This window comes from Streptomyces lateritius (assembly GCF_014649715.1).
Classification (GTDB): domain Bacteria; phylum Actinomycetota; class Actinomycetes; order Streptomycetales; family Streptomycetaceae; genus Streptomyces; species Streptomyces lateritius.
Genome location: NZ_BMTO01000001.1, coordinates 545,498 through 571,272, shown reverse-complemented (window position 1 = coordinate 571,272; position 25,775 = coordinate 545,498). Strand labels below are relative to the sequence as shown.

Here is a 25,775-nt window from a genome sequence, read left to right as displayed (position 1 = left end):
CATCACCCTGGCTCAGCCGCGCGTCTTACGCGTCTCCACTCCGGCGTCTCTCACACCCGTCGGTTTCAGAAAGGGTGCGAGCAGGTCCGGCACCGCCTCCGCGGCGAACGCCAGCCCCTCGCCCTCGCCGGCGTCGTGGATGTCGTACGCGCCCTCCCCCGCCGCGGTCGTCGCGGTCAGGGTCAGCACCCCGGCCCGGCGCTGGAAGGAGGACTGCTTGACGGTCCAGCCGATGACGCCACCGCGCTGGAGGGCGACGGTGGTCCTGCGGACGGTGCCGGAGCGGGTCACGAGGTAGTCGCCCGTGATGCCGTGACCCAGGTTGCGGTACGCGTCGAGGGCGAGGAGCACGGCGAGCGGGACCAGGACGAGGGCGCAGCCGGCGGCGGCGTACAGCAGCACGGGGGTGAGGGCGGCGCCCAGGACGGCGAGGACCGCGACGGGGGCGAGCGCGCTCCCCAGCGCCCAGCGCAGGCGGCGGGTGCGGGCGGCGCGGGGGTGGGCGGTGAGCGGGGCTCCGGTGGGGGCCTCGGATTCCCGCAGGACCTGGGCGGCGACCCGGTCGGCGAGGTCGCGGGGCGCGGGCGGCAGCAGGGTCTTGTGGTCGGCGTGCTTGTCCTCGTCGTCCTTGACGAGTCCGGTGGCGACGGCGTCGACGCGGGCCGCCCGGCACATCCGTACGCCCAGCGGCTCGACCAGTTCGACGCCGCGCAGCCGCCGCTCCTCGATGGAGATCGAGCGGGCGGTGAACAGTCCGCGGCGGACCCGCAGCGTGCCGCCCGGCTCGCGCTCCAGGCGATAGTTCCACCACATCTCGACCCAGAGGCCGAGCGCGCCGACGGTGCCGGCGAGGAGCGCGAGCAGGACGAGGACGACGATCATCCCGAGGACGGAGGTGTCCTGGAAGCGGTCGCCTATCCACTCGATCACTTCGCCCTGGGCCCCGAACCACTCGCTGACCTGCATCACGGCGCCGGCCGCCGCGCCTCCGAGGAGCGGGGCGACGAAGGAGGCGGGGGCGTAGCGGATCCAGCCCGGGTCGAGGACGGCGAGCGCGCCGTCGTGCGGGCTGTCCGGGGCGTCGGGGCGCACGCGGTCGAGGAGTTCACGGCGGAGCCGCTCGCCCTCGGCCTTGGTGACCGGGTCGAGTTCCAGGGTGGATTCACCGCCGGCGTTCTCGCCCGTGCCGATACGGACCTTGACCAGCCCGAGGACGCGCAGCAGCGGATGGGCCGTCAGGTCGACGCTGCGGATGCGCTCGCGGGCCAGTGAGCGTCGTTTGACCAGCAGGAGTCCGGTGCGCAGCTCGGCGCGTTCGGCTCCGACGCGGTAGCGGGTACGTCGCCAGCGGACGTAGTCGGCGGCCGCGCCGCCCCCGACGAGGAGGGCGGCGCCGGCCAGCACCCAGGTCACGGCCCGCCACAGCGGCATGGCGCCGGCCAGGCCGAGGACGGTGGGCAGGCCGGCCCCGCCTGCGACGCCCGTGAGGACGGCGGCGGTGACCAGGACCGTACGGCGGTCCAGGCGCCGCCACTCCTCGGACGGATCCGGGACCGGCGTCATGTCGCGTCCCCGGGGGTGTCCTGGGTGATCCGGGTCAGCCGTTCGGCGAGATCCGCGGCGAGCTGGTGGTCCAGGCCCTCGATCCGGATCGCGCCCTTGGAGGACGCGGTGGTCACGGTGACCGTGGAGAGCCGGAAGAACTGCTCCAGCGGCCCGCGCACGGTGTCCACGGTCTGGATCCGGGACATCGGGGCGATCCGCCACTCCTGCCAGAAGGCCCCGGTGCGGACGTAGACGGCGTCCTCGGTGACCTCCCAGCGGTGCACCCGGAACCACCAGGCGGGGAAGAACGCGGTGGCGGCGAGACCCGCGACCGCCACGGCTCCGGCGGTGAGCAGCAGCCAGAAGCGGGCCGGCTGGAGAAGGGCGCCGAGCACTCCGAGGACCACCACGGGCACGGTCGTCGTCAGCAGCAGCTGGGTCCGCCACCAGGTGACGGCCCGCTCGTCCACGGCGTTCCTCGGCGGTCGCAGCCGGACCTCGTCCCGTATCGCGTTCTCCCCCGTCATCGTCTCTACCTTCCGCGCAGCGAGCGGTAGGCGGCGACGAGGGCGGCGGTCGAGCCGTCCAGCTGCTCTCCGCCCTCGCCCCGGCCTTGGTCCCGGTCCTCGGTCAGCACCGGCTCGATCCTCTTGGCGAGGACCTTGCCGAGCTCGACGCCCCACTGGTCGAAGGAGTCGATGTTCCAGATCGCGCCCTGGACGAAGACCTTGTGCTCGTACAGCGCGATGAGCTGGCCGAGGACGGAGGGGGTGAGCGCCTTGGCGAGGATGGTGGTCGTGGGGTGGTTGCCCTGGAAGGTCTTGTGCGGGACCAGTTCCTCGGCCACGCCCTCGGCCCGTACCTCGTCGGGGGTCTTGCCGAAGGCGAGCGCCTGGGTCTGGGCGAAGAAGTTGGCCATCAGCAGGTCGTGCTGGGCCGCGAGGCCGGGGAGCAGGTCGGCGACGGGCTCGGCGAAGCCGATGAAGTCGGCCGGGACGAACTTGGTGCCCTGGTGGATCAACTGGTAGTAGGCGTGCTGCCCGTTGGTGCCGGGTGTGCCCCAGACGACCGGTCCGGTCTGCCAGTCGACCGGCCTGCCGTCACGGTCGACGGACTTGCCGTTGGACTCCATGTCGAGCTGCTGGAGGTACGCGGTGAACTTCGACAGGTAGTGGGAGTACGGCAGCACGGCGTGCGACTGGGCGTCGAAGAACGCGCCGTACCAGACGCCGAGGAGACCGAGCAGCAGCGGCGCGTTCACCTCGGCGGGTGCGGTGCGGAAGTGCTCGTCGACGAGGTGGAAGCCGTCGAGCATCTCGCGGAAGCGGTCCGGGCCGATGGCGATCATCAGGGAGAGCCCGATGGCCGAGTCGTACGAGTAGCGGCCGCCGACCCAGTCCCAGAACTCGAACATGTTGGCCGTGTCGATGCCGAACTCCTCGACCTTCTCGGCATTGGTCGACAGGGCCACGAAGTGCCGGGCGACGGCTTCCTGGCCGGCCCGCAGTTCGGTGAGGAGCCAGTCGCGGGCGGAGGTGGCGTTGGTGATCGTCTCGATGGTGGTGAAGGTCTTCGAGGCGACGATGAAGAGCGTCTCGGCCGGGTCGAGGTCGCGGACGGCCTCGTGGAGGTCGGCTCCGTCGACGTTGGAGACGAAACGGAACGTCAGGTCACGCCGGGTGTAGGAGCGCAGGGCCTCGAAGGCCATGGCGGGGCCGAGGTCGGAGCCGCCGATGCCGATGTTCACGATGTTCTTGACCGGCTTGCCGGTGTGGCCGGTCCACTCTCCCGCGCGGACCTTGTCGGCGAACGCGCTCATCCTGTCGAGGACGGCGTGGACGGCCGGCACGACGTTCTCGCCGTCGACCTCGATCACGGCCTCGCGCGGGGCGCGCAGCGCCGTGTGCAGCACCGCCCGGTCCTCGGTGGTGTTGATCCGCTCGCCGCGGAACATGGCGTCACGCAGCTCGGCCACGCCGGTCGCGGCGGCCAGCTCGCGCAGCAGCGCCAGCGTCTCGTCGGTCACCAGGTGCTTGGAGTAGTCCAGATAGAGGTCGCCGACCCGCAGGGCGTACCCGGTGCCGCGGTCCGGATCGGCGGCGAACAGCTCGCGCAGGGTGGTCCCGCCCACCTGCTCGTGGTGCTTGCCGAGGGCGGCCCATTCGGGCAGCTGGTTGAGCCTCATAGAGCCTTCGGTCTTCATCTCGGACATCGCCTACTTCTTCTCTTCCTGCCTGCTTGCCCCGCTGCCCCTCCAACCTAATTGATCGCTGCGACCGAGCGTGCTTTCCGGCCCGCGCGACTGGCCGGGCTAAAGTGATCACTTCTGACCAACTGGTCTTTTACTTTGGGGGATTTCTTGCGTTTCAAGCACACCGTGGCCGCCTGCGCGGCGGCGCTGGCCGCCCTGCTCGTCCCGCTGACCGCCACGCCCGCCGCCGCTGCCACACCGACCACCTCGGACACCGTGACGGCGACGGACTGGTCGTACGAGGGCCGCGTGGACATCGGGTGGCGAAGCCCGACGAAGCTGGACCCCATCACGATCCGGGCGACCGACATGCGGACCGACGGCTACGCAGTCGGCATCCGCCTGATCACGAACGGCGAGAACGGCCGGATCGTGTGGCGGATGCGGACCGTTCCGACGGGCCAGAACACCGCCACCTGGACGACGTACGCGGCCCCGGGCGGTCACATCAGCTACGCCTACTTCGAGGTCTGCCAGATCAAGGCGAGCACCGGAGCCATCTGGTCCTGCGGGGCCTCGAAGGTGATGCACGCGCCGTTCGACGACTCCTCGATCTGAGCACCGCGCACGGCGGATTCACGCGAACGGGCCCTGCCCGCGAACTCGGTTCGCGGGCAGGGCCCGTTCGTCACACCTTCACACCACACTCAGATCTCGCCGCGCAGCTTGGCGAGCGCCTCCGCGAGGATCGCCTCCCCGTCCGCGTCGCTGCGCCGCTCGCGCACGTACGCGAGGTGCGTCTTGTACGGCTCGGTGCGGGGCGGGTCCGGCGGGTTGTCCCGGTCCTGGCCCGCCGGGAAGCCGCAGCGCGGGCAGTCCCACGTGTCCGGGACCTGCGCGTCACTGGCGAAGCTCGGCTGCGTCTCGTGCCCGTTCGAGCACCAGAAGGAGATGCGGAGGCGCGGTGCCGACTCGCCCCGCTCGGCCTCCCCCATCGGCCCCGCTCCGACCCGGCTTCCCCGGATCGCGTTGCCACTTGCCACGGTCGTAACTCCCTGCGTGATGGTGCTCGAAGATGCCCCAGTCTACGTAAGGCCCAACGCGCGTCCAGTGATTGGAGTTACAAACTGCCGCGCTCAGCCGTCCAGCTTCACCAGAAGAGCAAGTACGACAATGCACGCGAACCACAGCACACCGATCACGACGGTGATCCGGTCCAGGTTGCGCTCGGCGACCGAGGAGCCACCGACGGACGACTGCATACCGCCGCCGAACATGTCGGAGAGACCGCCGCCCTTCCCCTTGTGCATCAGCACGAGCAGCATCAGCAGCGCGCTGAAGACGATCAGGGCGATCGAGAACCCCATAACCACGGCTGGACCCTACTTCCTGGCATTTCCCGGATGGAGACGAACAACGGGGGCCGACAGGCGCTGCACGCCTGCTCGGCCCCCGCAAGGGTACGACGGATCGTCGCTACGGCATACTCACCGGTCGCCGCACCGGCCGATCACGCCGGATCACTGGTCGCGGAAGCGGACGATCTTGACGAACTCGTCCGCGTCCAGCGCCGCGCCGCCCACCAGGGCGCCGTCCACGTCGGGCTGTGCCATGATCGCGGCCACGTTGGAGGCCTTCACCGAGCCGCCGTACTGGATCCGGACCTTGTCGGCCAGCTCCTGCGAGTACAGCTCCGCGAGACGGCCGCGGATCGCGCCGCAGACCTCCTGCGCGTCCTCGGGCGTGGCGACCTCACCGGTGCCGATGGCCCACACCGGCTCGTAGGCGATCACGACGGACTCGGCCTGCTTGGCCGGGACGTCCTTCAGGCCGCCGTCGAGCTGGCTCAGGGTGTGCTCGACCTGCCGGCCGGCCTTGCGGACGTCCAGGCCCTCGCCGACGCACAGGATCGGGGTCAGGCCGTGCTGGTACGCGGCCTTCACCTTGGCGTTGCAGACCTCGTCGGTCTCGGCGTGGTACTGCCGGCGCTCGGAGTGGCCCACGGCGACGTAGGAGCACTTCAGCTTGGCCAGCATCGCGCCCGAGATCTCGCCGGTGTACGCACCGGACTCGTGCGCCGAGAGATCCTGGGCGCCGTACTTGATCTTGAGCTTGTCACCGTCGATCAGGGTCTGGACGGACCGCAGGTCGGTGAAGGGCGGCAGGACCGCGACCTCGACAGCGTCGTAGTCCTTGTCGGTGAGGGCGAAGGCGAGCTTCTGGACGTGCGCGATGGCCTCGAGGTGGTTGAGGTTCATCTTCCAGTTGCCCGCCATCAGCGGGGTACGCGAACTCACTTTTTCTCAGTCCTCCAGAGCGGCGAGGCCGGGGAGCGTCTTGCCCTCGAGGTACTCGAGGCTGGCGCCGCCGCCGGTCGAAATGTGGCCGAATGCGTTCTCGTCGAAGCCCAGAATCCGGACCGCGGCGGCGCTGTCGCCGCCGCCGACGACGGTGTAGGCGTCACTGTCGACGAGGGCCTGCGCGATGGCGGTGGTACCGCCCGCGTAGTCGGGGTGCTCGAAGACGCCCAGGGGGCCGTTCCAGAACACGGTCTCGGCGTCGGCGATCTTCGACGCGTAGAGCTCACGCGTGCGGGGGCCGATGTCGAGGCCCTCCTTCGTCGACGGGATCTTGTCCGCGTCGACGGTCTCGAAGTCGGCCGGGGCCTTGGTCTTCAGGTCGGGGAAGTCGGAGGAGACCAGCACGTCCACGGGGAGGACGAGCTCGACGCCGTTCTCCTCGGCGCGCTTCATGTACTCCTTGACGACGTCCACCTGGTCCTTCTGGAGCAGGGAGATGCCGACCTCGTAGCCCTTGGCGTAGAGGAAGGTGTACGCCATGCCGCCGCCGATCAGGAGGCGGTCGGCCTTGCCGAGCAGCTCGTCGATCACGGCGAGCTTGTCGGAGACCTTGGCGCCGCCGAGGACGACGACGTACGGGCGCTTGACGTCGGAGGTGAGCTTCTTCAGGACGCCGACCTCGGTGGCGATGAGGTAGCCGGCGGCGTGCGGCAGCCGGGCCGGGAGGTCGAAGACCGAGGCGTGCTTGCGGTGCACGGCGCCGAAGCCGTCGCCGACGTAGAGGTCGGCGAGGGCGGCGAGCCGGTCCGCGAAAGCGCCGCGCTCGGCGTCGTCCTTGGAGGTCTCGCCGGCGTTGAAGCGCAGGTTCTCCAGGACGGCCACCTGGCCGTCGGTGAGACCCGCGACGGTCGCGGTGGCGGAATCGCCGACCGTGTCGGTCGCGAAGGCCACGTCGGCGCCGAGCAGTTCGCCCAGCCGCGCGGCGGCGGGGGCGAGCGAGAACGCCGGGTCCGGAGCGCCCTTGGGGCGGCCCAGGTGGGAGGCGACCACGACGCGGGCGCCGGCCTCGGCGAGCGCCTTGACCGTCGGGAGGACGGCACGGATGCGGCCGTCGTCGGTGATGGTGGTGCCGTCCAGCGGCACATTGAGGTCGGCGCGGACGAATACCCGCTTGCCGGCGACGCCTTCGGCGAGAAGCTCGTCGATCGTCTTCATCTTGTCCTGACTCCTTGGAACGCGGTGGAGCACACGAGACAGGGCTCGTACAGCGCGACGTTACGCTGTCCGAGCCCTGCGCTCACATCAAGGGGTGCCTGCCCTGAGGCCTAGAGCTGACCGCCGACGAAGACGGTGAGGTCGACGAGTCGGTTGGAGTAGCCCCACTCGTTGTCGTACCAGCCGAGGATCTTCACCGAGTTCCCCTCCTGGACCATGGTCAGGGAGGAGTCGAAGGTGCAGGAGGCCGGGTCGCTGACGATGTCCGAGGACACGATCGGGTCCTCGGTGTAGAACAGGATGCCCTTGAGGTCGCCGTCGTCGGCGGCCTTCTTGAACGCGGCGTTGACCTCGTCCTTGGTGACCTCGCGCTGCAGGGTCACGACCAGGTCGGTGGCCGATCCGGTCGGGACCGGGACGCGCATGGCGATGCCGTCCAGCTTGCCCTTGAGCTGCGGAAGGACCAGAGCGGTCGCCTTGGCGGCGCCGGTCGTGGTCGGAATGATGTTCTCCGCGGCGGCGCGGGCGCGGCGCAGGTCGGAGTGCGGGAAGTCCAGGATGCGCTGGTCGTTGGTGTACGCGTGGACCGTGGTCATCAGACCCTTGACGATGCCGAAGTTCTCGTCGAGGACCTTGGCCATCGGCGCCACACAGTTGGTGGTGCAGGAGGCGTTGGAGATGACGTGGTGGTTGGCCGCGTCGTACTTGTCCTGGTTGACGCCCATGACGATGGTGATGTCCTCGTCCTTGGCCGGAGCCGAGATGAGGACCTTCTTGGCGCCACCGGCGATGTGCTTCTCGGCGTCGGCCTTCTTGGTGAAGATGCCGGTCGACTCGATGACGATGTCGACGCCCAGCTCGCCCCAGGGGATGTCGGCCGGGTTGCGCTCGGAGAGCACCTTGATGGTGTGGCCGTCGACGGTGATGGTGTCGGCGGTGTGGGTGACCTCGGCCTTGAGGCGCCCCAGGATCGTGTCGTACTTCAGCAGGTGAGCAGTGGTCGCGGTGTCACCCAGGTCGTTGACAGCCACGATCTCGATGTCGGCACCCTGCTCAAGGAGCGCGCGGAAGTAGTTGCGACCGATGCGGCCAAAGCCGTTGATGCCTACGCGGATCGTCACGAACCGATCTCCTCGTTAGGTACGCCGGTTTCGACGCCGGCGAGTTTCTTTTAGGGATGTCCCCGACCGCTTACGACCCTACCTCTCCCGTCGCCTCAGAGTGACATCCTGTGCAGCCGTAAACCCCGGGAAAGCACCGTGGCCCGTGACTACCGACGGGTTCGAGCCACGGTGCGCCTTTCGTCCCGATCACTGACTGTGATCAAAAGGGCGGGTGGCCGCTCAGCCGTGCAACGCGCCGAGCGCCTTTCTGATCAGTGCCGCGCGCTCCGCCGAGCGCGTGACGTGCTCCAGGCCGAAGCCGAGGAGGACGGTGTCACGGGTGGTGACGGCGGCCTGGGAGTGGAAGAGGCCGGTGGAGCGGGCCCACTCGGCGCCGTTCCCGGGGCTGCCGGCCGGCGGACCCGGTACGGACCAGGCGCCGAGCGCGGTCTCGAAGCCCTCGCCGTCGGCCGCCGCGCCGCCCAGGACGAGCCTGGTGTCGTCGACGAAGGCGCCCGTCCCGCCCGTGCCCGGGTCGGAGACATACGCGATCGACAGCTCGACCTTCTTGCCCGCGTAGGCGCTCAGGTCCATCGAGGCGTGCCGCCAGCCGTTGGACGGGCCCGTGAAGGCGTTCCAGGAGCCGGTGGTCCCGTTGGTGGCGCAGCCGTCCTCGCCCACCGTCAGGTAGCGGCCGAGGAAGGGGTGACCGCGGACGTAATAGCCCTCGCCGCAGTCCGCCGGGGCGGCGGTGGAGGTTCCGCCGTTGGTGTCGGGCAGCGTGGTCCAGTCGTCCTGGCCGACGGTGTGCGCCTCGACGACGAGGTTGTCGTAGCCGGGCTCGGTGTCGTAGCTGACCTGGAAGCTCAGGCTCGGCTCCGCTGAGGCGTCGACGCCGGTGAGGTCGACGGTGCGGGTGAGGCGGCTCCAGGTGTTGTCGGCGTGACGCACGGCGGCGAAGTACGAGCCTTCGTAGGGCTCGAAGGGGGTCCGGACGCCCGGGTAGTCGCCTGCGGACGCGCTGTCGCCGAAGTGCGGGAACCGGTCCGGCTTCAGGGTGTCCGAGGTGACGGTGTACGCGCCGGCGTTGTCCAGCGGGTTGTCGGCGACGTGCCCGAGGCCGGCCGAGGCACCCCCGAAACGGCCCGAGCCGGCGAAGCCCGGCGGACTCTTCAGGCCGGCCCGGTGGTAGGCGCCGAGGAAGTACTGGGCGAAGTCGTCGGAGTCCGCGCGGCCGATGTCGACGAGGCCGCCGGACTTCTCTCCGGCGTTGACGAGCTTGCCGCCCTCGTTGAGGTAGTCGCGGACGGCGAGCATGACCGGCCCGGAGGGCTGCTCGGCCCCGGTGTACCAGACGACGCTACGGAAGTGGCTGAGGACGCCGAGGGGGTGTGGGGCGCCCTGGGTGGCGACGTCCCAGACGGCGGCCCGGCGGCCGTTGTCGGCGAGCGCCTTCACATAGGCCGCGGTGTGCTTGGCGGCGGCGGTGCCGCCTTCCTCGGCGAGGACGAGGACGTCCCCGCGGGGCCGCTCGGCCACGGTGTACGTGAACGGGGTGGAGGAGGTGGCTCTGCCCTCGCGCGTGCGGGCGGTGAACCAGACCTCGACGGTGTCACCCGGTTCGGCGTCCTCGACCTCGGCCCGGTACCGGTCGAAGTAGAGGTTGTCCTCCCCGCCGTAGGTCTCGCCGCCCTCCCAGGCCTCAAGGCGCTCGGAATGCGTACGGCCGCCGTTGACCCGGTACTTGAGTTCCTTGGAACCCAGGGACTTGCGGGCGGTGACGGACACCTCCTGGTCGCCGCCGCGGGCGTAGGAGGTGGTGAAGACGTCCGGGGTGAAGTCGGGGGCCTCCTGGCCGGTGACGGAGACGGGCCGGTCCGGGTGGGCGGAGCTCTCGGCGACGGCGAGCGCGAACGGGACGTTCTTGGCGAACTCCGCCTGGATCAGCTTCTCGTCGTCGGGGAAGGTGAAGACGGAGGCACAGTCGGCGGCCTCCCACGCGTCGTTCGGATCGACGCGGGAGGCGGTGGCGCAGGTCGACATCTCCGGGGTGAACATCTGCATACCGTTGACGTTGGCGGCGTGTCCGTCGGCCTCGCCGTTGGTGGTGTAGAGCTCGGAGGAGACCTGCGGGCGGTAGCCGGGCACGGCGGACTTCTGCGGGGTGCCGGCGAGCGACTTCAGGGCCACGTCGTCGGGGGTCTCGGTGGCGACCTGCCAGCCGACGCCGTAGAGCAGCAGCTGGGCGGCGGAGTGGTAGTTGATGCCGTACTGGAAGCCGATGCGCCGCTGGAACGCGTCGAGGGCCCTGGTCTCGGGCTCGGACATGGGGCCGGTGCCGCGGTAGGTCTCGTCGGCCGGGTCGGGCGACGATCCCTCGTCGTCGTAGCCCCACTTGTAGGAGAAGTTGCGGTTGAGGTCGACGCCGTCACCCGCCTCGATCCGCCCGTCGCCGTTGTTGTCGCGGAGGTTCTTGCGCCACTGGCGGTGGTCGGGGTCGGCGTGGGTGAAGTCGTAGCCGTCCGGGTTGGCGGAGAGCACGAACCACAGCTCGGTCGTGTCGACGATCCGGGTGACCTGCTCGTCCCTGCCGTAGCCGTCGAGGTAGTGGTGCATCAGCCGCCGGGTCATCTCGGGGGTGATCCACTCGCGGGCGTGCTGGTTGGAGAGGTACAGCGTGGCGGGCCTGGAGCCGTCCTTCGCCTGCTTGGCGCCCTTGCTGAGCTTGAGGGCGAGGATGTCCTGGCCCTTGACCGTCTTTCCGATGGAGACGACCTTGGTGAGGCCGGGGTGGGCCTGTGCGGTGGCCAGGATCTCCTGCTTGAGACCGTTCGGGCCGCCGTACGGGCGGAAGACGCCGTCCCCCGCGCCGGTGACGCGCTTCTCGGCCTGGGGGGAGAGGGTGTGCTCGGCGAGTTCGACTCCCTTGCCGCGCAGCCGGCCCGCCTGCTCGTCGGTGAGGTAGAGCTCGAGGGTGGCCGAGCCCCTGTCGGGCACCTGCTCGGTCAACTCGTGGGCGTCGGTGCCGGCTTCGAGGAGCAGCGGCACCTGCTCCTTGCTGACCGTGGCGCGCCATACGGAGAGGGCGTCGCCGCCGGCTCCCCCGTCCGTACCGTTCGGTTCCGCTCCGGCGACGGGTGCGGCCGCCAGTCCCGCGATCAGCAGTGAAGCCACGGCGAGGATCGATCTCGCTCTGCGTCTCATGAACCCCCCTTGCTGTTGTCTGTCACGACAGTGAACAGACGACAGGCTCACGGGAGGCCATGACCCTGTCAAGGGCGTCTCCGGCGCGTCGGCCGGGGGATGACGAAGCCGCTGCCGGTGCCTCAAGGGGGCACCGGCAGCGGCCGGTTGAGCGGAACGAAGGGTGGAGGGGGGTTCAGCCGACGAGGCTGTCGTCCAGCTCCTCCGTCAGGTTGGACTCGGTCCCCGGGATGCCCAGGTCCTGGGCCCGCTTGTCCGCCATGGCCAGCAGACGGCGGATCCGGCCGGCGACCGCGTCCTTGGTCAGCGGCGGGTCGGCGAGCGCGCCCAGCTCCTCCAGGGAGGCCTGCTTGTGCTCCATGCGCAGCCTGCCGGCGGCGGCGAGGTGCTCCGGCACCTCCTCGCCGAGGATCTCCAGGGCGCGCTGCACCCGGGCGCCCGCGGCGACGGCGGCACGCGCAGAGCGGCGCAGGTTGGCGTCGTCGAAGTTGGCGAGGCGGTTGGCCGTGGCGCGGACCTCGCGACGCATCCGCCGCTCCTCCCAGGCCAGCACCGACTCATGCGCGCCCAGCCGCGTCAGCAGGGCCCCGATCGCGTCCCCGTCGCGGACGACCACCCGGTCCACGCCCCGTACCTCACGGGCCTTCGCCGCGATGGAGAGCCGGCGCGCCGCGCCCACCAGGGCGAGCGCGGCCTCCGGACCGGGGCAGGTCACCTCCAGGGAGGAGGAGCGCCCGGGCTCGGTCAGCGAGCCGTGGGCCAGGAAGGCGCCGCGCCAGGCGGCCTCGGCGTCGCAGGTGGCGCCGGAGACGACCTGCGGGGGCAGCCCGCGGATCGGACGGCCGCGGCCGTCGACCAGGCCGGTCTGCCGGGCCAGCTGATCACCGCCCGCCACCACCCGCACGACGAAGCGGGAGCCGCGCCGCAGACCGCCGGGAGCCATCACGATCAGCTCGGAGCTGTGCCCGAAGATCTCCAGGATGTCCCGCTTGAGCCGCCGCGCCGCCATCGCGGTGTCCAGCTCCGCCTCGATCACGATCCGCCCGCTCACCAGGTGCAGGCCGCCGGCGAACCGCAGGATCGACGAGACCTCCGCCTTCCTGCAGCAGGTCCGGGTGACGGGAAGCCGGGAGATCTCGTCCTTCACCGCTGCCGTCATCGCCATGGGCCGATCCTTCCATGCATCCGAAAAATACGGTCGTACGCGGCGGCCAACAGCTCCGGATCGTGCTTCGGAGCACCGTCGGCCCGAGCCACCGGTGCCAGCTCGAGCGCGGCACCGAGCCGCTTGGCGGCGTCGACGAGGGGCTCCCTGGCTGACACGTCGGGCACGGCGGCCTCGTCGGCAAGCACCACGTCCAGGGCGAGTTTAGGGGCGTGTCGTCCCAAAACCTCCAAATGACGCTGCGGTGAGAACCCTTCGGTTTCTCCGGGTTGCGGTGCGAGGTTGAGGGAGAGGACCCGGCGGGCCTTGGTCTCCACCAGCGCGTCGTGCAGCTCGGGCACCAGCAGATGCGGGATGACCGAGGAGAACCAGGAGCCCGGACCGAGGACCACCCAGTCCGCGTCCCTGACCGCGGCCACGGCCTCCGGCACGGCGGGCGGGTCGTGCGGGACGAGGTGCACGGACTGCACCTCACCGGGGGTGAGCGCCACCGTGGCCTGGCCGCGGACGGTGTCCACGTCCTCCGGGCGCGCCGGATCGTGCCCCTTGACCAGGGCCTGGAGCTCCAGCGGCACGGCGGACATCGGCAGCACCCGGCCGTGCGCGCCGAGCAGCTTGCCGACCAGGTCCAGGGCCAGGACGTGATCGCCGAGCTGCTCCCAGAGGGCCACGATCAGCAGATTTCCGACCGCGTGCTCGTGCAGCTCGCCCTTGGACTGGAAACGGTGCTGGATGACCCGGGCCCAGGTCTGGCCCCAGTCGTCGTCCCCGCAGAGCGCGGCGAGCGCCTTGCGCAGGTCGCCGGGGGGCAGCACGCCCAGCTCCTCCCGGAGCCGGCCGCTGGAGCCGCCGTCGTCGGCGACGGTGACGACGGCGGTGAGGTCGCCGGTGATCCGGCGCAGGGCGGCGAGGGAGGCCGACAGTCCCATGCCGCCGCCCAGCGCGACGACCTTGGGCTGGGCGCCGCGCCTGCGGAGCGTACGCACCGAGAGGGTGGACGTACGCCGGCGGTACGGCTTCACTCGCGCCCCATGTCCCGGTGGACGACGACGGTCTCGACCCCTTCCGAGGCGAGGCGCGCGGCGAGCTTCTCGGACGTGGCGACGGAGCGGTGCTTGCCGCCCGTGCAGCCGACCGCGATGGTCACGTACCGCTTGCCCTCGCGGCGGTAGCCGGCGGCGATCAGCTGGAGCAGCTCGGTGTAGCGGTCGAGGAACTCCTTGGCCCCGGGCTGGTTGAAGACGTACGCCGAGACCTCTTCGTTGAGACCGGTGAAGGGCCGCAGCTCGGGGACCCAGTGGGGGTTGGGCAGGAAGCGCATGTCGACGACGAGGTCGGCGTCGACCGGCAGCCCGTACTTGAACCCGAACGACATGACCGTGGCCCGCAGCTCCGGCTCCTCGTCGCCGGCGAACTGGGCGTCCATCTTGGCGCGCAGTTCGTGGACGTTGAGGCTGGAGGTGTCGATCACCAGGTCGGCGTCGCCGCGCAGCTCGCGCAGCAGGTCGCGCTCGGCGGCGATGCCGTCGGTGATCCGGCCGTCGCCCTGGAGCGGGTGGGGCCTGCGGACCGACTCGAAGCGCCGGACGAGGGCCTCGTCGGAGGACTCCAGGAAGACGATCCGCCGGGTGACCTGCTGGGCGTCGAGGGCGGCGAGGGACTCGCGCAGGGCGTCGAAGAACTGCCGGCCGCGGACGTCCACGACGACCGCGATCCGGGCCACGTTGCCCTGGGAGCGGGCGCCGAGCTCCACCATGGTGGGGATCAGCGCGGGCGGCAGGTTGTCGACGACGAACCAGCCGAGGTCCTCCAGGCACTTCGCCGCGGTGGACCGGCCGGCGCCGGACATGCCGGAGATGATCACCAGCTCGGGGATGGCCGCCGCGTCGGCGGTCTCGCCGGCCTCCTTCGTGCCCGTACTCACGTGTCCTGCTCCGTCTTCTCGGGGGTACTCGTCGTGCTGATCATGCTCGTCGTGCCGGTCGTGCGCGGTCATGCTGTGCTGCCCCCGTCTTCCATGATCTCTCCTGTTGCCGTGTTCACGGCGGGTGCGGCCGGAGCCGCCTGCGCGAGGGCCACCGCCACGGCCTCGGCCGTCTTGCGGCCCATGCCGGGAACCTCGCAGATCTGCTCGATTGTCGCCCGCCTGAGCCGCTTCACCGAGCCGAAATGCTTGATGAGTGCCTGTTTGCGGGTGTCACCGAGGCCGGGGATCGCGTCCAGGGGGCTGCTCCTGACGCGCTTGTTCCGCTTCGAGCGCTGGTAGCGGATGGCGAAGTCGTGAGCCGTGTCACGTACCCGCTGGAGGAGGTAGAGGCCCTCGCTGGAGCGGGGCAGGACCACCGGGTCGTCGTCGCCGGGCAGCCAGACCTCCTCCAGGCGCTTGGCGAGGCCGCAGACCGCGATGTCATCGATGCCGAGCTCGTCCAGCGCCCGCCGGGCGGCCGCGACCTGCGGCTGCCCGCCGTCGACGACGACGAGCTGGGGCGGGTACGCGAAGCGCTTGGGCCGGCCGTCGTCCACGGGCACCTCGCCGGACGCGAGGGGACCGGTGCCGGTGTCGTTGTCGATGCCGGCGCCGGTGCCGTCCACGGGGGTCACGGCGGTCCCGGGAACCGCGTCGGTCCCGGCGGGGCCGGCGTCGACCGCGTCGCCCTCGGGGCCGACGAGGACGCCCTCCTGGCCCCACTCCCCCGTCTTCTCCTTCTCGGCGAGGTAGCGCTTGAAGCGGCGGCTGATCACCTCGTGCATGGAGCGGACGTCGTCCTGGCCCTCGAAGCCCTTGATCTGGAAGCGGCGGTACTCGCTCTTGCGCGGCAGCCCGTCCTCGAAGACGACCATGGAGGCCACGACGTCCTCCCCCTGGAGGTGCGAGATGTCGAAGCACTCGATCCGCAGCGGCGCGGAGTCCAGGTCCAGGGCCTCGGCGATCTCCTCCAGAGCCCGCGAGCGGGTGGTCAGGTCACTGGCGCGCTTGGTCTTGTGCAGTACCAGCGCCTGCTGCGCGTTCCGCGCGACCGTCTCCATGAGGTCCTTCTTGTCGCCGCGCTGCGGGACGCGCAGCGAGACCTGGGAACCGCGGCGGCCCGAGAGCCACTGGGCGACGGCGTCCAGGTCCTCGGGGAGGGTCGGGACGAGGACCTCCTTGGGGACCGCGTCACCGCTCTCCTCGCCGTACAGCTGCTGGAGCGCGTGCTCGACGAGCCCGGCCGTGGACACGGCCTCGACCTTGTCGGTGACCCAGCCGCGCTGGCCGCGCACGCGTCCGCCGCGCACGTGGAAGATCTGGACGGCGGCCTCCAGCTCGTCCTCGGCGAGCGCGATCAGATCGGCGTCGGTGGCGTCGGCGAGGACGACCGCGTTCTTCTCCATCGCGCGCCGCAGCGCCTCTATGTCGTCGCGCAGCCGGGCCGCCCTCTCGTACTCCATCTCCTCGGCCGCCGCCATCATCTGCTTCTCCAGGCGGCGCAGGTACGTGCCGGTGCGGCCGGCCATGAAGTCCGAGAAGTCCTCGGCCAGTTCCCGGTGCTCCTCGGGGGTGACCCGGCCCACACAGGGCGCCGAGCACTTGCCGATGTAGCCGAGGAGACAGGGGCGCCCCGCTGAGGCGGCGTTCCGGAACACACCGGCGGAGCAGGTGCGGACCGGGAAGACACGGAGCATCAGGTCGACCGTCTCGCGGATGGCCCACGCGTGCGCGTACGGACCGAAGTAGCGCACGCCCTTCTTCTTGTGGCCGCGCATGACCTGGACACGGGGGAACTCCTCGTTCATGGTCACGGCGAGGTACGGATAGCTCTTGTCGTCCCGGTACTTGACGTTGAACCGGGGGTCGAACTCCTTGATCCAGGAGTACTCCAGCTGCAGCGCCTCGACCTCGGTCGAGACGACGGTCCACTCCACGGAGGCGGCGGTGGTGACCATCGTGGCCGTGCGCGGGTGCAGGCTCGTCAGCGGCTGGAAGTAGTTGGCCAGCCGCTGACGCAGGGACTTCGCCTTACCGACGTAGATCACCCGGCGGTGCTCGTCGCGGAATTTGTACACCCCGGGCGAGTCGGGGATCTGTCCCGGCTTGGGGCGGTAGCTGGAGGGGTCGGCCATGTTCCCCACCCTACTGTCGGGAACCGACAGTCAGGGATGCCGCACTCGTTGGCGAAGCGGGGCGGAGGGTGCGGGGCCCGGCGGGGGCTCACCCGCCGTGCCCTACCGTGCCCCGCCGTGCCCTACGTGCCCGTGCGGGTCAGGCGGCCGGCTCCTGGCGGGAGGCCGTGCGGCGACGGCGCCACGCGGCCGTGGCGACGAGACCGAGGGCCAGGACCGCGCCCGCGCCGGCCGTGGCGGAGGCGGCTGTGACCAGTGGCTCCTCACGGTCGGGGGGCGGGGCGTCGTAGCCCCCGGCCGCGCCCTTGCGCGCGTAGCCGGAGCCGGGCAGCTTGTCGCCGTACGCCCGGGTCACCCGCTCCCGGTAGGCGGCCAGGCTCGTCCCGTCGCCGCCGACCGCGCGCACCGCGTCCTCGTCGAGCGGGAGCACCTTCGCGCCCTTGTGGACGTACCAGGCGTCGATCTGCGGCTCACGGAACACGACGCCGCCCGGCAGCGTCCGCTCCCCCTGCGCCGCGTAGCGGGTCTCGTCGTCGCCGGTGGCGATGTTCACGACCCGCCAGCCGCCCGCCTGCCGCACGGTCCACAGCGAGGCGGTCTGCCCGTCCGAGGCGACCGCCTTGCTGGCGTGGAACTCGACCCGGGCCACCGGAGCGCCCGCCTTCCCCGCCACGAAGTCCGGGGACAGGACCCGTACCGGCACCGAGGCGCCCTCGATGCGGGGCCGGGCCGCGGAGCGCGCGAGGGCGCCGTCGCGGGAGAAGAAGCGGGAGAGCGTGTCCAGGGTCTCCGGGGCGGAGGCCGCCTGCTCGGGGCCTGCGGCGGGAGGGGCGTCCGCGGCCTCGGCCGGGACGGAACCGAGGGCGACGAGGGCGAGGGCGGCCAGGAGCCCGGCGCTCGCGGCACGTACGTGGGTCATCGTCGTCACGCCCCTATCCGGTAGAGCGAGTGGGTCCAGGAGAAGGAGCCGTTGTTCACGTACCAGGCGTGCGAGGCCCAGTTGTAGCGGTCGCTGGAGGGCCAGGGGTCGCCCCAGTAGACCCAGCTGTTCGCGTCGTCGTAGCCGTAGATCACATGCATGTGGCCGCCGCCGCTCGACCACTGGATCCGCGTCTCGATCGGGCGGTCGGCGTTGATCTCGTTCTGCACGGTCGCGTAGCGCAGCCAGCCGGTCACGTACGAGCCGGGGTTGACGCCCGCCCAGCGCAGTCCGGTCTGGACGTTGCCGAGGGTGGCCTGGTTGTTGGGGCAGTCGTAGCCCTGCTGGCGGTTGAAGGCGGCGTTGCAGAACTGGTTCTGCGTGTAGCCGCGGCCGAACCAGGTGGCGATGGTGTTGCCGCCGGCGGCCCAGCACCAGTTGGTCTTCTGCTGCGCCTGCATGGTGATGTTCAGGCGCTTGTACGCGAGGGCCGACGCGTCCTCGTACGGGGCGGCGGAGGAGGCCGAGGCCGAGGTGGTGGGGACGAGGAAGAGGGCGGCAGCGGCGAGTGCCGCGAAAGACAGCTTTGTTCTGCGCATCGCGTTCCTCCCGAGGCGGGGGGTGTGTGGGGATGTGGGGAGTCGGAGGAGCGCGTCCGGACGCTGTCGAGGAGCATCGAGCGTTGTGGGGCGCGGGTCAACACGCTTCAATGCGGGGTGACGGCGCGCTGTGAACGCTGTGACCCGGGTGTGAACGGGCTCCCGCGCGCCATCTGCGGGCCCGCCGTCGGCGGCACTGTGGTCCGCCACCTTCGTCGTGAACGTTCACTGAGGAGTCCCCGTGGGGCACACCGAGGCCGATCTGGTGCAGTTGCTGCACACCGGACCGTTCCACCTGGCGCTGCGCACGGCGCTCGCGGTGCGTGGCCTGCCGCTCCAGCGGGTGCAGCACCACCTCGCCCATCGGGGCGTCAAGGTCGGCGTGACCAGCCTGAGTTACTGGCAGCAGGGCGCCCGCCGTCCCCAGCGGCCCGAGTCGATGAAGGCCGTGCGCGCGCTCGAGGAGGTCCTCCAGCTGCCCGGGAACTCGCTGATCCGGCTGCTGGCCGAGGGCTCGGCCGTGCGCGCCGACGTGGAGCGTCCGGCGGGGCGCTCGTACCGCTCGCTGGTCGATGCCTCCGGCGTCGTGGAGGAGCTGCTCGCCGAGCTGGAGTCGCCGGTGGACGGCGGGCTCCACACGGTCGGCCACCTCGAGCGGGTACGGATCGGGGCGGCGCGCGAACTGGTGGGGCGCGACTCGCAGCATGTGGTGCGGGCGCACCGGGACGGGATCGACCGCTATCTGGCCATCCACCACGGCGACCCGGGCTGCGACCCGGCGCGGGTGGAGGTGCGGGCGTCGGAGAACTGCCGTACGGGCCGGGTGCGTTGGCACCGCGAGACGGGGGTGCTGGTCGCGGAGCTGCTCTTCGACGCCCGGCTGCGGGCCGGGGAGACGTATCTCTTCTCGTACGGCTTCGAGGACGGGACGGCCGGTCCGAGCGGGGAGTACGTCCGCGGGTTCAGCTTCGCCGGCGGGCAGTACGTGCTCCAGGTGCGGTTCGACGAGGCGGCGCTGCCGGTGCGGTGCCGGCGCTTCGCCCAGGTCTCGGCCGGAGCGCCGCGCGGCGGCCGCGCGGACCTGACGCTCGGCGGGCGGCACCGCACGGTGCACCTGGTGGAGCAGGGGGTACGGCCGGGGCTGCTGGGGATCGACTGGGACTGGGCGTGACGCGTCGTCCCGCGGGCACCCCTCAGGCTTCGGGGCCCGCGACCAGCCGGCCGTTCTCGACCCGGACGGGGACCTCGGGGAGCGGAACGGTCGCCGGGCCCTGGAGGGCCTTGCCGGTGGTCACGTCGAAGCGGCTGCCGTGGCAGGGGCAGTTGCCCTCGTTGTTCTCGATCTTGTCCAGGACGCAGCCGGCGTGGGTGCACTGGGCGCTGAATGCCTTGTACCGGCCCTTGGCCGGGCAGCTCACCAGGACACGCTGCTCGCGGTAGAGCTTGGCGCCGCCGACCGGCACCTCGTCGGGGGCGCCGAGGGTGACCGGGGCGGTCGGGGTCGGGACCTGGGCGTGGCCGAGCTTGGAGTCGGTGGAGCAGGCGGCGGCACCCAGCCCGGCGGCGCCGGCGAGGGCGGCGCCTTTCAGTACGGTGCGGCGAGTGGACTGGCCGGACATGAGCGCTCCACGGTCGGATCGGGGCATGAGGTGACGAACCGACGATACCGGCGCGGGCCCGGGCGGCTTCGCGGGGGCCGGGCGCGGGGCCGCTGGCAGGTGCCGGGCGGCCGCGGGGGCCGGGCGCGGGGCCGCTGGCAGGTGCCGGGCGGCCGCGGGGGGCTGCCGGGCTGTCGTGGCCAGGCGGGCATGGGTTACGTTCACCGGCGTGATCGTCGTCGCCGGTGAGTCCCTGATCGACCTGGTCCCGGCCGGGGCGCCGGGTCCCTTGTCCCCGCTGGTCCCCCGGCCCGGCGGCGGCCCGTACAACACGGCCGTGGCGCTGGGCCGGCTCGGTGCGGACGTCGCCTTCTGCTCCCGGATCTCGACGGACGCCTTCGGTGGGGCGCTGCTCGACGGCCTGCGGGCCTCCGGGGTGGGTGACGGGCTCGTGCAGCGGGGGCCCGAGCCGACGACGCTCGCGGTCGCCTCGGTGGGGCGGGACGGTTCCGCACAGTACGGCTTCTACGTCGAGGGCACGGCCGACCGGCTCTTCGCCCTGCCGGAGCGGCTGCCCGAGGAGGTCCGGGCGCTGGCCTTCGGCACCTGTTCCCTGGCCCTGGAGCCGGGCGCGAGCGCGTACGAGGCGCTGCTGCGCCGCGAGTCGCGGCGCGGCGCCTTCACGCTCCTCGACCCCAACATCCGCCCGGCCCTGATCCCGGATCCGGCCGCCTACCGGGAGCGCTTCACTGCCTGGCTGCCGTACGTCTCCCTCCTGAAGCTCTCGGCGGAGGACGCGGCGTGGCTGGGCGGCACCCCGCGGGAGTGGCTGGCGCGCGGGCCGTCGGCGGTGGTCCTGACCCGGGGCGGGGCGGGCCTGACGGCCTTCACACCGTCGTACGAGGTGTCGGTTCCGGCCGTACGGGTGGCGGTCGCGGACACGATCGGCGCGGGCGACACGGTGAACGCGGCCCTCCTCCACGGCCTGGCGTACCGCCCGCCGGCCTCGCTGGACGCCGGTGCGTGGCGGGAACTGCTGACCTACGCGGCCAGGGCGGCGGCGCTCACCTGCACGCGTCCGGGCGCGGAGCCGCCGTACGGGCACGAACTGAACGCCTGAGAGCCGGCCGGGAGGCGTGAGAGGGCGGGGGCGCGCGCCGCGCCCCCGCCCTCGCCGTCGTCACGCCTTGCGCGCCCGAGCGGTCGCCACCTTCTTCGCCGGCGCCTTGGCGGGTGCCTTGGCCGCGGTCTTCTTCGCCGCGGCCTTCTTCGCGGCCGTCTTCTTCGCCGCGCCGTTGCCGCTGCGCGCCGCCGGGACGGTCGCGTCGCTGATCCGGTCGCCGAGGATCTCGCGGAGGAACTTGCCGGTGTGGCTCGTCGAGACCGAGGCGACCTCCTCCGGGGTGCCCTCGGCGATCACCAGGCCGCCGCCGCTGCCACCCTCGGGACCCATGTCGACGACCCAGTCCGCGGTCTTGATGACATCGAGGTTGTGCTCGATGACGATCACCGAGTTGCCCTTGTCGACCAGACCGGAGAGGACCTTGATCAGCTTGGAGATGTCCTCGAAGTGCAGACCGGTGGTCGGCTCGTCCAGGACGTAGACCGTGCGTCCCGTCGAGCGCTTCTGGAGCTCGGAGGCGAGCTTCACGCGCTGCGCCTCACCGCCCGAGAGCGTCGGCGCGGACTGGCCGAGCCGGACGTACCCGAGGCCCACCTCGTTGAGCGTGCGCAGGTGGCGGGCGATCGTGGGGACGGCCTCGAAGAAGTCGAGGGCCTCCTCGATCGGCATGTTCAGGACCTCGGCGATGGACTTGCCCTTGTAGTGGACCTCCAGGGTCTCCCGGTTGTACCGGTCGCCGTGGCAGACCTCGCACGGGACGTACACGTCCGGGAGGAAGTTCATCTCGATCTTGATCGTGCCGTCGCCGGAGCAGTTCTCGCAGCGTCCGCCCTTGACGTTGAAGGAGAACCGGCCGGGCAGATAACCACGGACCTTCGCCTCCATGGTCTCGGCGAAGAGCTTGCGCACATGGTCGAAGACGCCGGTGTACGTCGCCGGGTTGGACCGCGGGGTCCGCCCGATGGGCGACTGGTCGACGTGGACGACCTTGTCGACGAGGTCGTCGCCGTCCACGCGCGTGTGCCGCCCCGGCACCGACTTGGCGCCGTTCAGCTCGCGGGCCAGGTGGGTGTAGAGGATGTCGTTGACCAGGGTCGACTTGCCGGAGCCGGAGACTCCGGTGACGGCCGTGAGGACGCCCAGCGGGAAGGAGACGTCGATGTCCCGCAGGTTGTTCTCCCGGGCGCCGTGCACGGTGAGACGGCGCGAGGGGTCCACGGGTCGGCGGATGTCCGGAGTCGCGATGGCCTTGCGGCCCGACAGGTACTGCCCGGTCATCGACTCCTCGTTGGTGAGCAGCTCCGCCAGGGAGCCCGAGTGGACGACCTTGCCGCCGTGCTCGCCCGCGCCGGGGCCGATGTCGACGACCCAGTCGGCGACCTTGATGGTGTCCTCGTCGTGCTCGACGACGATGAGCGTGTTGCCCATGTCCCGGAGCCGGACCAGGGTCTCGATGAGCCGGTGGTTGTCACGCTGGTGCAGGCCGATGGACGGCTCGTCCAGGACGTACAGCACGCCGACAAGACCGGAGCCGATCTGGGTGGCGAGCCGGATCCGCTGGGCCTCGCCGCCCGAGAGGGTGCCGGCCGCGCGGTTGAGCGAGAGGTAGTCGAGGCCGACGTCGACGAGGAAGCGCAGCCGCTCGTTGACCTCCTTCAGGACCCGCTCGGCGATCTTCTTGTCGCGGGCGTTGAGCTTCAGACGGCCGAGGAAGTCGGCGCACTCGCTGATCGACATCGCGGCGACCTCGGCGATGGACTTCTCCATGACCGTGACCGCGAGGACGATCGGCTTGAGTCGGGTGCCCTCGCAGGTGGGGCAGGGCACCTCGCGCATGTACCCCTCGAAGCGCTCACGGCTGGAGTCGCTCTCGGCCTCGCTGTGCCGCCGCTTGACGAAGGTGACGGCGCCTTCGAAGGCCGGGGTGGTGTACGCCCGCTCCCGTCCGTACCGGTTGCGGTAGCGGACCTCGACCTGGGTCTTGTGGCCGTACATCAGGGCCTTCTTGGCCCGCGCCGGGAGTCCGGCGTACGGAATGTCCGTACGGAAGCCGAGCGCCTGGGAGAGTCCGCCGATGAGCCGGCCGAAGTACTCCTTGGTGTGGCCGTGCGACCAGGGGTGGATGGCGCCCTCGTCGAGGGACCGGTCCTCGTCCGGGACGATCAGCTCGGGGTCGACCTCCATGCGGGTGCCGATGCCGGTGCAGTCCGGGCAGGCGCCGAAGGGGGAGTTGAAGGAGAAGGAGCGGGGCTCCAGCTCCTCGAAGGACAGGTCGTCGTACGGGCAGTACAGGTGCTCCGAGTACATCCGCTCGCGCTCGGGGTCGTCCTCGGGGAGGTCGACGAAGTCGAGCACGACCATGCCTCCCGAGAGGCCGAGCGCGGTCTCGACGGAGTCGGTGAGCCGGCGCTTGGCGCTGTCCTTGACGGTGAGGCGGTCGACGACCACCTCGATCGTGTGCTTCTCCTGCTTCTTCAGGGTCGGCGGCTCGGTGAGCTGGACGGTCTGCCCGTCCACCCGCGCGCGGCTGTAGCCCTTGGTCTGGAGGTCGGCGAAGAGATCGACGAACTCGCCCTTGCGCTCGCGCACGAGCGGCGAGAGGACCTGGAAGCGGCTGCCCTCGGGCAGCTCCAGGACCTTGTCGACGATGGCCTGCGGCGACTGCCGGGAGATCGGCCGGTGGCACTCGGGACAGTGCGGCTTGCCGATGCGGGCGAAGAGCAGGCGGAGGTAGTCGTAGACCTCGGTGATGGTGCCGACCGTGGAGCGCGGGTTGCGCGAGGTCGACTTCTGGTCGATGGAGACGGCGGGCGAGAGACCTTCGATGAAGTCCACGTCCGGCTTGTCCATCTGGCCGAGGAACTGCCGGGCGTACGACGAGAGCGATTCGACGTACCGGCGCTGGCCCTCGGCGAAGATCGTGTCGAACGCGAGGGAGGACTTGCCCGACCCGGACAGCCCGGTGAAGACGATGAGGGAGTCACGCGGGAGGTCGAGCGAGACGTTCTTGAGATTGTGCTCGCGAGCGCCACGAACGATGAGACGGTCGGCCACGCCGGTCCGCACCTTTCTTGAGAGAGCGGAGGCACAGGAGTGCGGGTCGCAGATATGCCTGGGGATGCCTGGATGTGCCTGAATACCCAACAACCAAGGATGCCGGATGCTTCCACCGAGCCTATAGCACGCACATTCGAATACCGGCCTCGCGGTGACCGCTTCACCCGAACGAGTGGCAGCGCTAGGGTCGGCGCCATGATCGATCCTGTGCGTGACCTGGTCTCTGTACGCGAAGCGACCGAGCGGCTCCTCGACGCTGCCGCCTCATGGGACAACGCGGCCGTCGCCGAGGCGTCACGGCTTCCCGGCTGGACCCGCGGTCATGTCCTCGCTCACATCGCCCGTAACGCCGACGCCCTGGTGAACGTTCTCCAGGGCCGGCCCATGTACCCGGACGCCGCCACCCGCGACGCCGACATCGCGCGCGACGCCCCTCGCCCGCTCGACGTCCAGCTCGCCGACGTCCGCGAGAGCGCCGAGCGCCTCCAGGCCGCGGGCCGCGAGCCCGCCGACTGGGACCGGACCGTGGAACTCCGCAACGGCGTCACGGACCGCGCCGCCCGCATCCCCTTCCGCCGCTGGGTGGAGGTGGCCCTCCACCACGTCGACCTCGGGGTGGGTTACGAGCTGGAGGACCTGCCCCGGGACTTCGTCGAGAGGGAGATCGACTTCCTCGCGGAGCGGTTCACGGGGCACAAGGACGTCCCGCCGACCACGGTCCGGGCCGACGACGGGCGGGTCTGGACGACCGGGGGCGGCTCCGGGGAGGACGTGCTCGTCTCGGGGCCCGCGCCCGAGCTGCTCGGCTGGCTCGCGGGCCGCCGCGACGGCTCGGCCCTCACGGTCGAGGGCGGGCCTCTCCCCGGGCTGCCGCCGCTCTAGCCGCCCCGCCGCAGCCGCCTGCTGTCGGTGCCCGGCGATAGGCTGAGCCCATGACGTACAGCGGAGCTGTGAAGGTCGGCGGAGCGGCCGATGTACACGAACTGACAGACCTGATGGTCTCCAAGGTCGCGGTCGGTCCGATGGACAACAACGCGTATCTGCTGCGCTGCCGGGCGACCGGCGAGCAGCTGCTGATCGACGCGGCCAACGACGCCGCGACACTGCTCACGCTGATCGGTGACGACGGCATCGCGGCCGTCGTCACCACCCACCGGCACGGCGACCACTGGCAGGCGCTCGCCGACGTGGTCGCCGCGACCGGGGCCCGCACGTACGCCGGGGCGTACGACGCCGCGGGCATCCCGGTCCCGACCGACGTCCGGGTCGAGGACGGCGACACCGTCCGGGTGGGCCGGGTCGAGCTGACCGCCCGCCGCCTGGTCGGGCACACGCCCGGCTCGATCGCCCTGATCTACGACGACCCGCACGGCCACCCGCACGTCTTCACCGGCGACTGCCTCTTCCCCGGCGGGGTCGGCAACACCTGGAAGGACCCGGAGGCCTTCGCCAGCCTGATCCAGGACGTGGAGACCAAGCTGTTCGACGTCCTGCCGGACGAGACCTGGGTCTACCCGGGCCACGGCAAGGACACGACGCTCGGGGCCGAGCGCCCGCACCTCCCCGAGTGGCACGCGCGCGGCTGGTGAACGCGGGCCGGGGCCAGGCCCGCGGCGGGTGAACCGGGGCCGGGACGAAGATCCGCGACAGGTGCG

Annotated in this window: 22 protein-coding genes; 5 read left to right on the top strand and 17 right to left on the bottom strand. The window is 71.2% G+C overall.

Annotation, left to right across the window (positions count from 1 at the left end):
• Positions 1-12: 12 nt before the first annotated feature.
• From IE136_RS02640 to pgi, 3 genes are read right to left on the bottom strand one after another with little or no spacing between them, the layout of a single operon-like run.
• Complete coding sequence (locus tag IE136_RS02640; protein ID WP_189599281.1) at positions 13-1,563, bottom strand: PH domain-containing protein; 1,551 nt, start codon at positions 1,561-1,563, stop codon at positions 13-15.
• On the bottom strand, positions 1,560-2,072 hold the full coding sequence (locus IE136_RS02635) for a PH domain-containing protein (RefSeq protein ID WP_158986197.1): 513 nt from the start codon (positions 2,070-2,072) through the stop codon (positions 1,560-1,562). Before IE136_RS02635 ends, IE136_RS02640 begins: the two co-directional genes overlap by 4 nt.
• A 5-nt stretch (positions 2,073-2,077) precedes the next feature.
• Positions 2,078-3,757, bottom strand: a complete 1,680-nt coding sequence (gene pgi, locus IE136_RS02630; RefSeq protein ID WP_189599280.1) for a glucose-6-phosphate isomerase — start codon at positions 3,755-3,757, stop codon at positions 2,078-2,080.
• A 147-nt stretch (positions 3,758-3,904) separates the two neighbouring features.
• Between pgi and IE136_RS02625 the strand changes: the two genes are divergently transcribed.
• Positions 3,905-4,354 carry a hypothetical protein gene (locus tag IE136_RS02625; RefSeq protein WP_158986199.1) on the top strand — a complete coding sequence of 150 codons (450 nt, stop codon included), beginning with the start codon at positions 3,905-3,907 and terminating at the stop codon, positions 4,352-4,354.
• Between the two features lie 89 nt (positions 4,355-4,443).
• On the opposite strand, the gene IE136_RS02620 is transcribed toward IE136_RS02625, so the two are convergent.
• The 12 genes from IE136_RS02620 to IE136_RS02565 all read right to left on the bottom strand — a co-directional run bounded on the left by IE136_RS02620 (position 4,444) and on the right by IE136_RS02565 (position 18,342).
• The gene (locus IE136_RS02620) at positions 4,444-4,779 is read right to left on the bottom strand and encodes an RNA polymerase-binding protein RbpA (protein WP_003957010.1); all 336 of its coding nucleotides are present in this window, start codon (positions 4,777-4,779) and stop codon (positions 4,444-4,446) included.
• 93 nt (positions 4,780-4,872) lie between these two features.
• Positions 4,873-5,103: a preprotein translocase subunit SecG gene (secG, locus tag IE136_RS02615; RefSeq protein ID WP_158994141.1), complete on the bottom strand. Its 231-nt coding sequence runs from the start codon at positions 5,101-5,103 to the stop codon at positions 4,873-4,875.
• Between the two features lie 153 nt (positions 5,104-5,256).
• A complete protein-coding gene (tpiA, locus tag IE136_RS02610) occupies positions 5,257-6,033 on the bottom strand; it encodes a triose-phosphate isomerase (protein WP_189599279.1) in 777 nt (258 codons plus the stop codon).
• A gap of 6 nt (positions 6,034-6,039) precedes the next feature.
• Positions 6,040-7,251 (bottom strand): phosphoglycerate kinase, encoded by a 1,212-nt coding sequence (locus IE136_RS02605; RefSeq protein ID WP_189599278.1) that lies wholly within the window; start codon positions 7,249-7,251, stop codon positions 6,040-6,042.
• Positions 7,252-7,361: 110 nt separating this feature from the next.
• Positions 7,362-8,372, bottom strand: coding sequence for a type I glyceraldehyde-3-phosphate dehydrogenase (gene gap / locus IE136_RS02600; RefSeq protein ID WP_158986205.1), 1,011 nt, complete (start codon positions 8,370-8,372; stop codon positions 7,362-7,364).
• 222 nt (positions 8,373-8,594) lie between these two features.
• Positions 8,595-11,558 (bottom strand): M14 family metallopeptidase, encoded by a 2,964-nt coding sequence (locus IE136_RS02595; protein ID WP_189599277.1) that lies wholly within the window; start codon positions 11,556-11,558, stop codon positions 8,595-8,597.
• Between the two features lie 175 nt (positions 11,559-11,733).
• Positions 11,734-12,723 carry a DNA-binding protein WhiA gene (gene whiA, locus IE136_RS02590; protein WP_030205188.1) on the bottom strand — a complete coding sequence of 330 codons (990 nt, stop codon included), beginning with the start codon at positions 12,721-12,723 and terminating at the stop codon, positions 11,734-11,736.
• Positions 12,714-13,745 (bottom strand): gluconeogenesis factor YvcK family protein, encoded by a 1,032-nt coding sequence (locus IE136_RS02585; RefSeq protein ID WP_189599276.1) that lies wholly within the window; start codon positions 13,743-13,745, stop codon positions 12,714-12,716. Before IE136_RS02585 ends, whiA begins: the two co-directional genes overlap by 10 nt.
• A complete protein-coding gene (gene rapZ / locus IE136_RS02580; RefSeq protein WP_189599275.1) occupies positions 13,742-14,719 on the bottom strand; it encodes an RNase adapter RapZ in 978 nt (325 codons plus the stop codon). The genes IE136_RS02585 and rapZ overlap by 4 nt, the downstream gene beginning before the upstream one ends.
• Positions 14,716-16,824, bottom strand: coding sequence for an excinuclease ABC subunit UvrC (gene uvrC / locus IE136_RS02575; RefSeq protein WP_189599274.1), 2,109 nt, complete (start codon positions 16,822-16,824; stop codon positions 14,716-14,718). Before uvrC ends, rapZ begins: the two co-directional genes overlap by 4 nt.
• Before the next feature lie 139 nt (positions 16,825-16,963).
• Positions 16,964-17,743: a hypothetical protein gene (locus tag IE136_RS02570; RefSeq protein WP_158994143.1), complete on the bottom strand. Its 780-nt coding sequence runs from the start codon at positions 17,741-17,743 to the stop codon at positions 16,964-16,966.
• Positions 17,744-17,748: 5 nt separating this feature from the next.
• On the bottom strand, positions 17,749-18,342 hold the full coding sequence (locus IE136_RS02565) for a papain-like cysteine protease family protein (RefSeq protein WP_158986213.1): 594 nt from the start codon (positions 18,340-18,342) through the stop codon (positions 17,749-17,751).
• Positions 18,343-18,583: 241 nt separating this feature from the next.
• Here IE136_RS02565 and IE136_RS02560 point away from each other — a divergent pair, with 241 nt between their 5' ends.
• Positions 18,584-19,513 carry a hypothetical protein gene (locus IE136_RS02560; RefSeq protein WP_158986215.1) on the top strand — a complete coding sequence of 310 codons (930 nt, stop codon included), beginning with the start codon at positions 18,584-18,586 and terminating at the stop codon, positions 19,511-19,513.
• Positions 19,514-19,535: 22 nt separating this feature from the next.
• Here IE136_RS02560 and IE136_RS02555 read toward each other — a convergent pair whose 3' ends face one another.
• Positions 19,536-19,961 (bottom strand): Rieske (2Fe-2S) protein, encoded by a 426-nt coding sequence (locus tag IE136_RS02555; protein WP_158986217.1) that lies wholly within the window; start codon positions 19,959-19,961, stop codon positions 19,536-19,538.
• Between the two features lie 208 nt (positions 19,962-20,169).
• Between IE136_RS02555 and IE136_RS02550 the strand changes: the two genes are divergently transcribed.
• The gene (locus IE136_RS02550; RefSeq protein ID WP_158986219.1) at positions 20,170-21,060 is read left to right on the top strand and encodes a carbohydrate kinase family protein; all 891 of its coding nucleotides are present in this window, start codon (positions 20,170-20,172) and stop codon (positions 21,058-21,060) included.
• A gap of 60 nt (positions 21,061-21,120) precedes the next feature.
• Here the strand turns inward: IE136_RS02550 and uvrA are convergent, their stop codons facing one another.
• Entirely contained in the window at positions 21,121-24,117 is a 2,997-nt protein-coding gene (gene uvrA, locus IE136_RS02545; protein ID WP_158986221.1) for an excinuclease ABC subunit UvrA, read from the bottom strand.
• Positions 24,118-24,315: 198 nt separating this feature from the next.
• Between uvrA and IE136_RS02540 the strand changes: the two genes are divergently transcribed.
• The gene (locus IE136_RS02540; protein WP_189599273.1) at positions 24,316-25,002 is read left to right on the top strand and encodes a maleylpyruvate isomerase family mycothiol-dependent enzyme; all 687 of its coding nucleotides are present in this window, start codon (positions 24,316-24,318) and stop codon (positions 25,000-25,002) included.
• A gap of 50 nt (positions 25,003-25,052) precedes the next feature.
• Positions 25,053-25,709, top strand: coding sequence for an MBL fold metallo-hydrolase (locus tag IE136_RS02535; RefSeq protein WP_189599272.1), 657 nt, complete (start codon positions 25,053-25,055; stop codon positions 25,707-25,709).
• Positions 25,710-25,775: the final 66 nt, after the last annotated feature.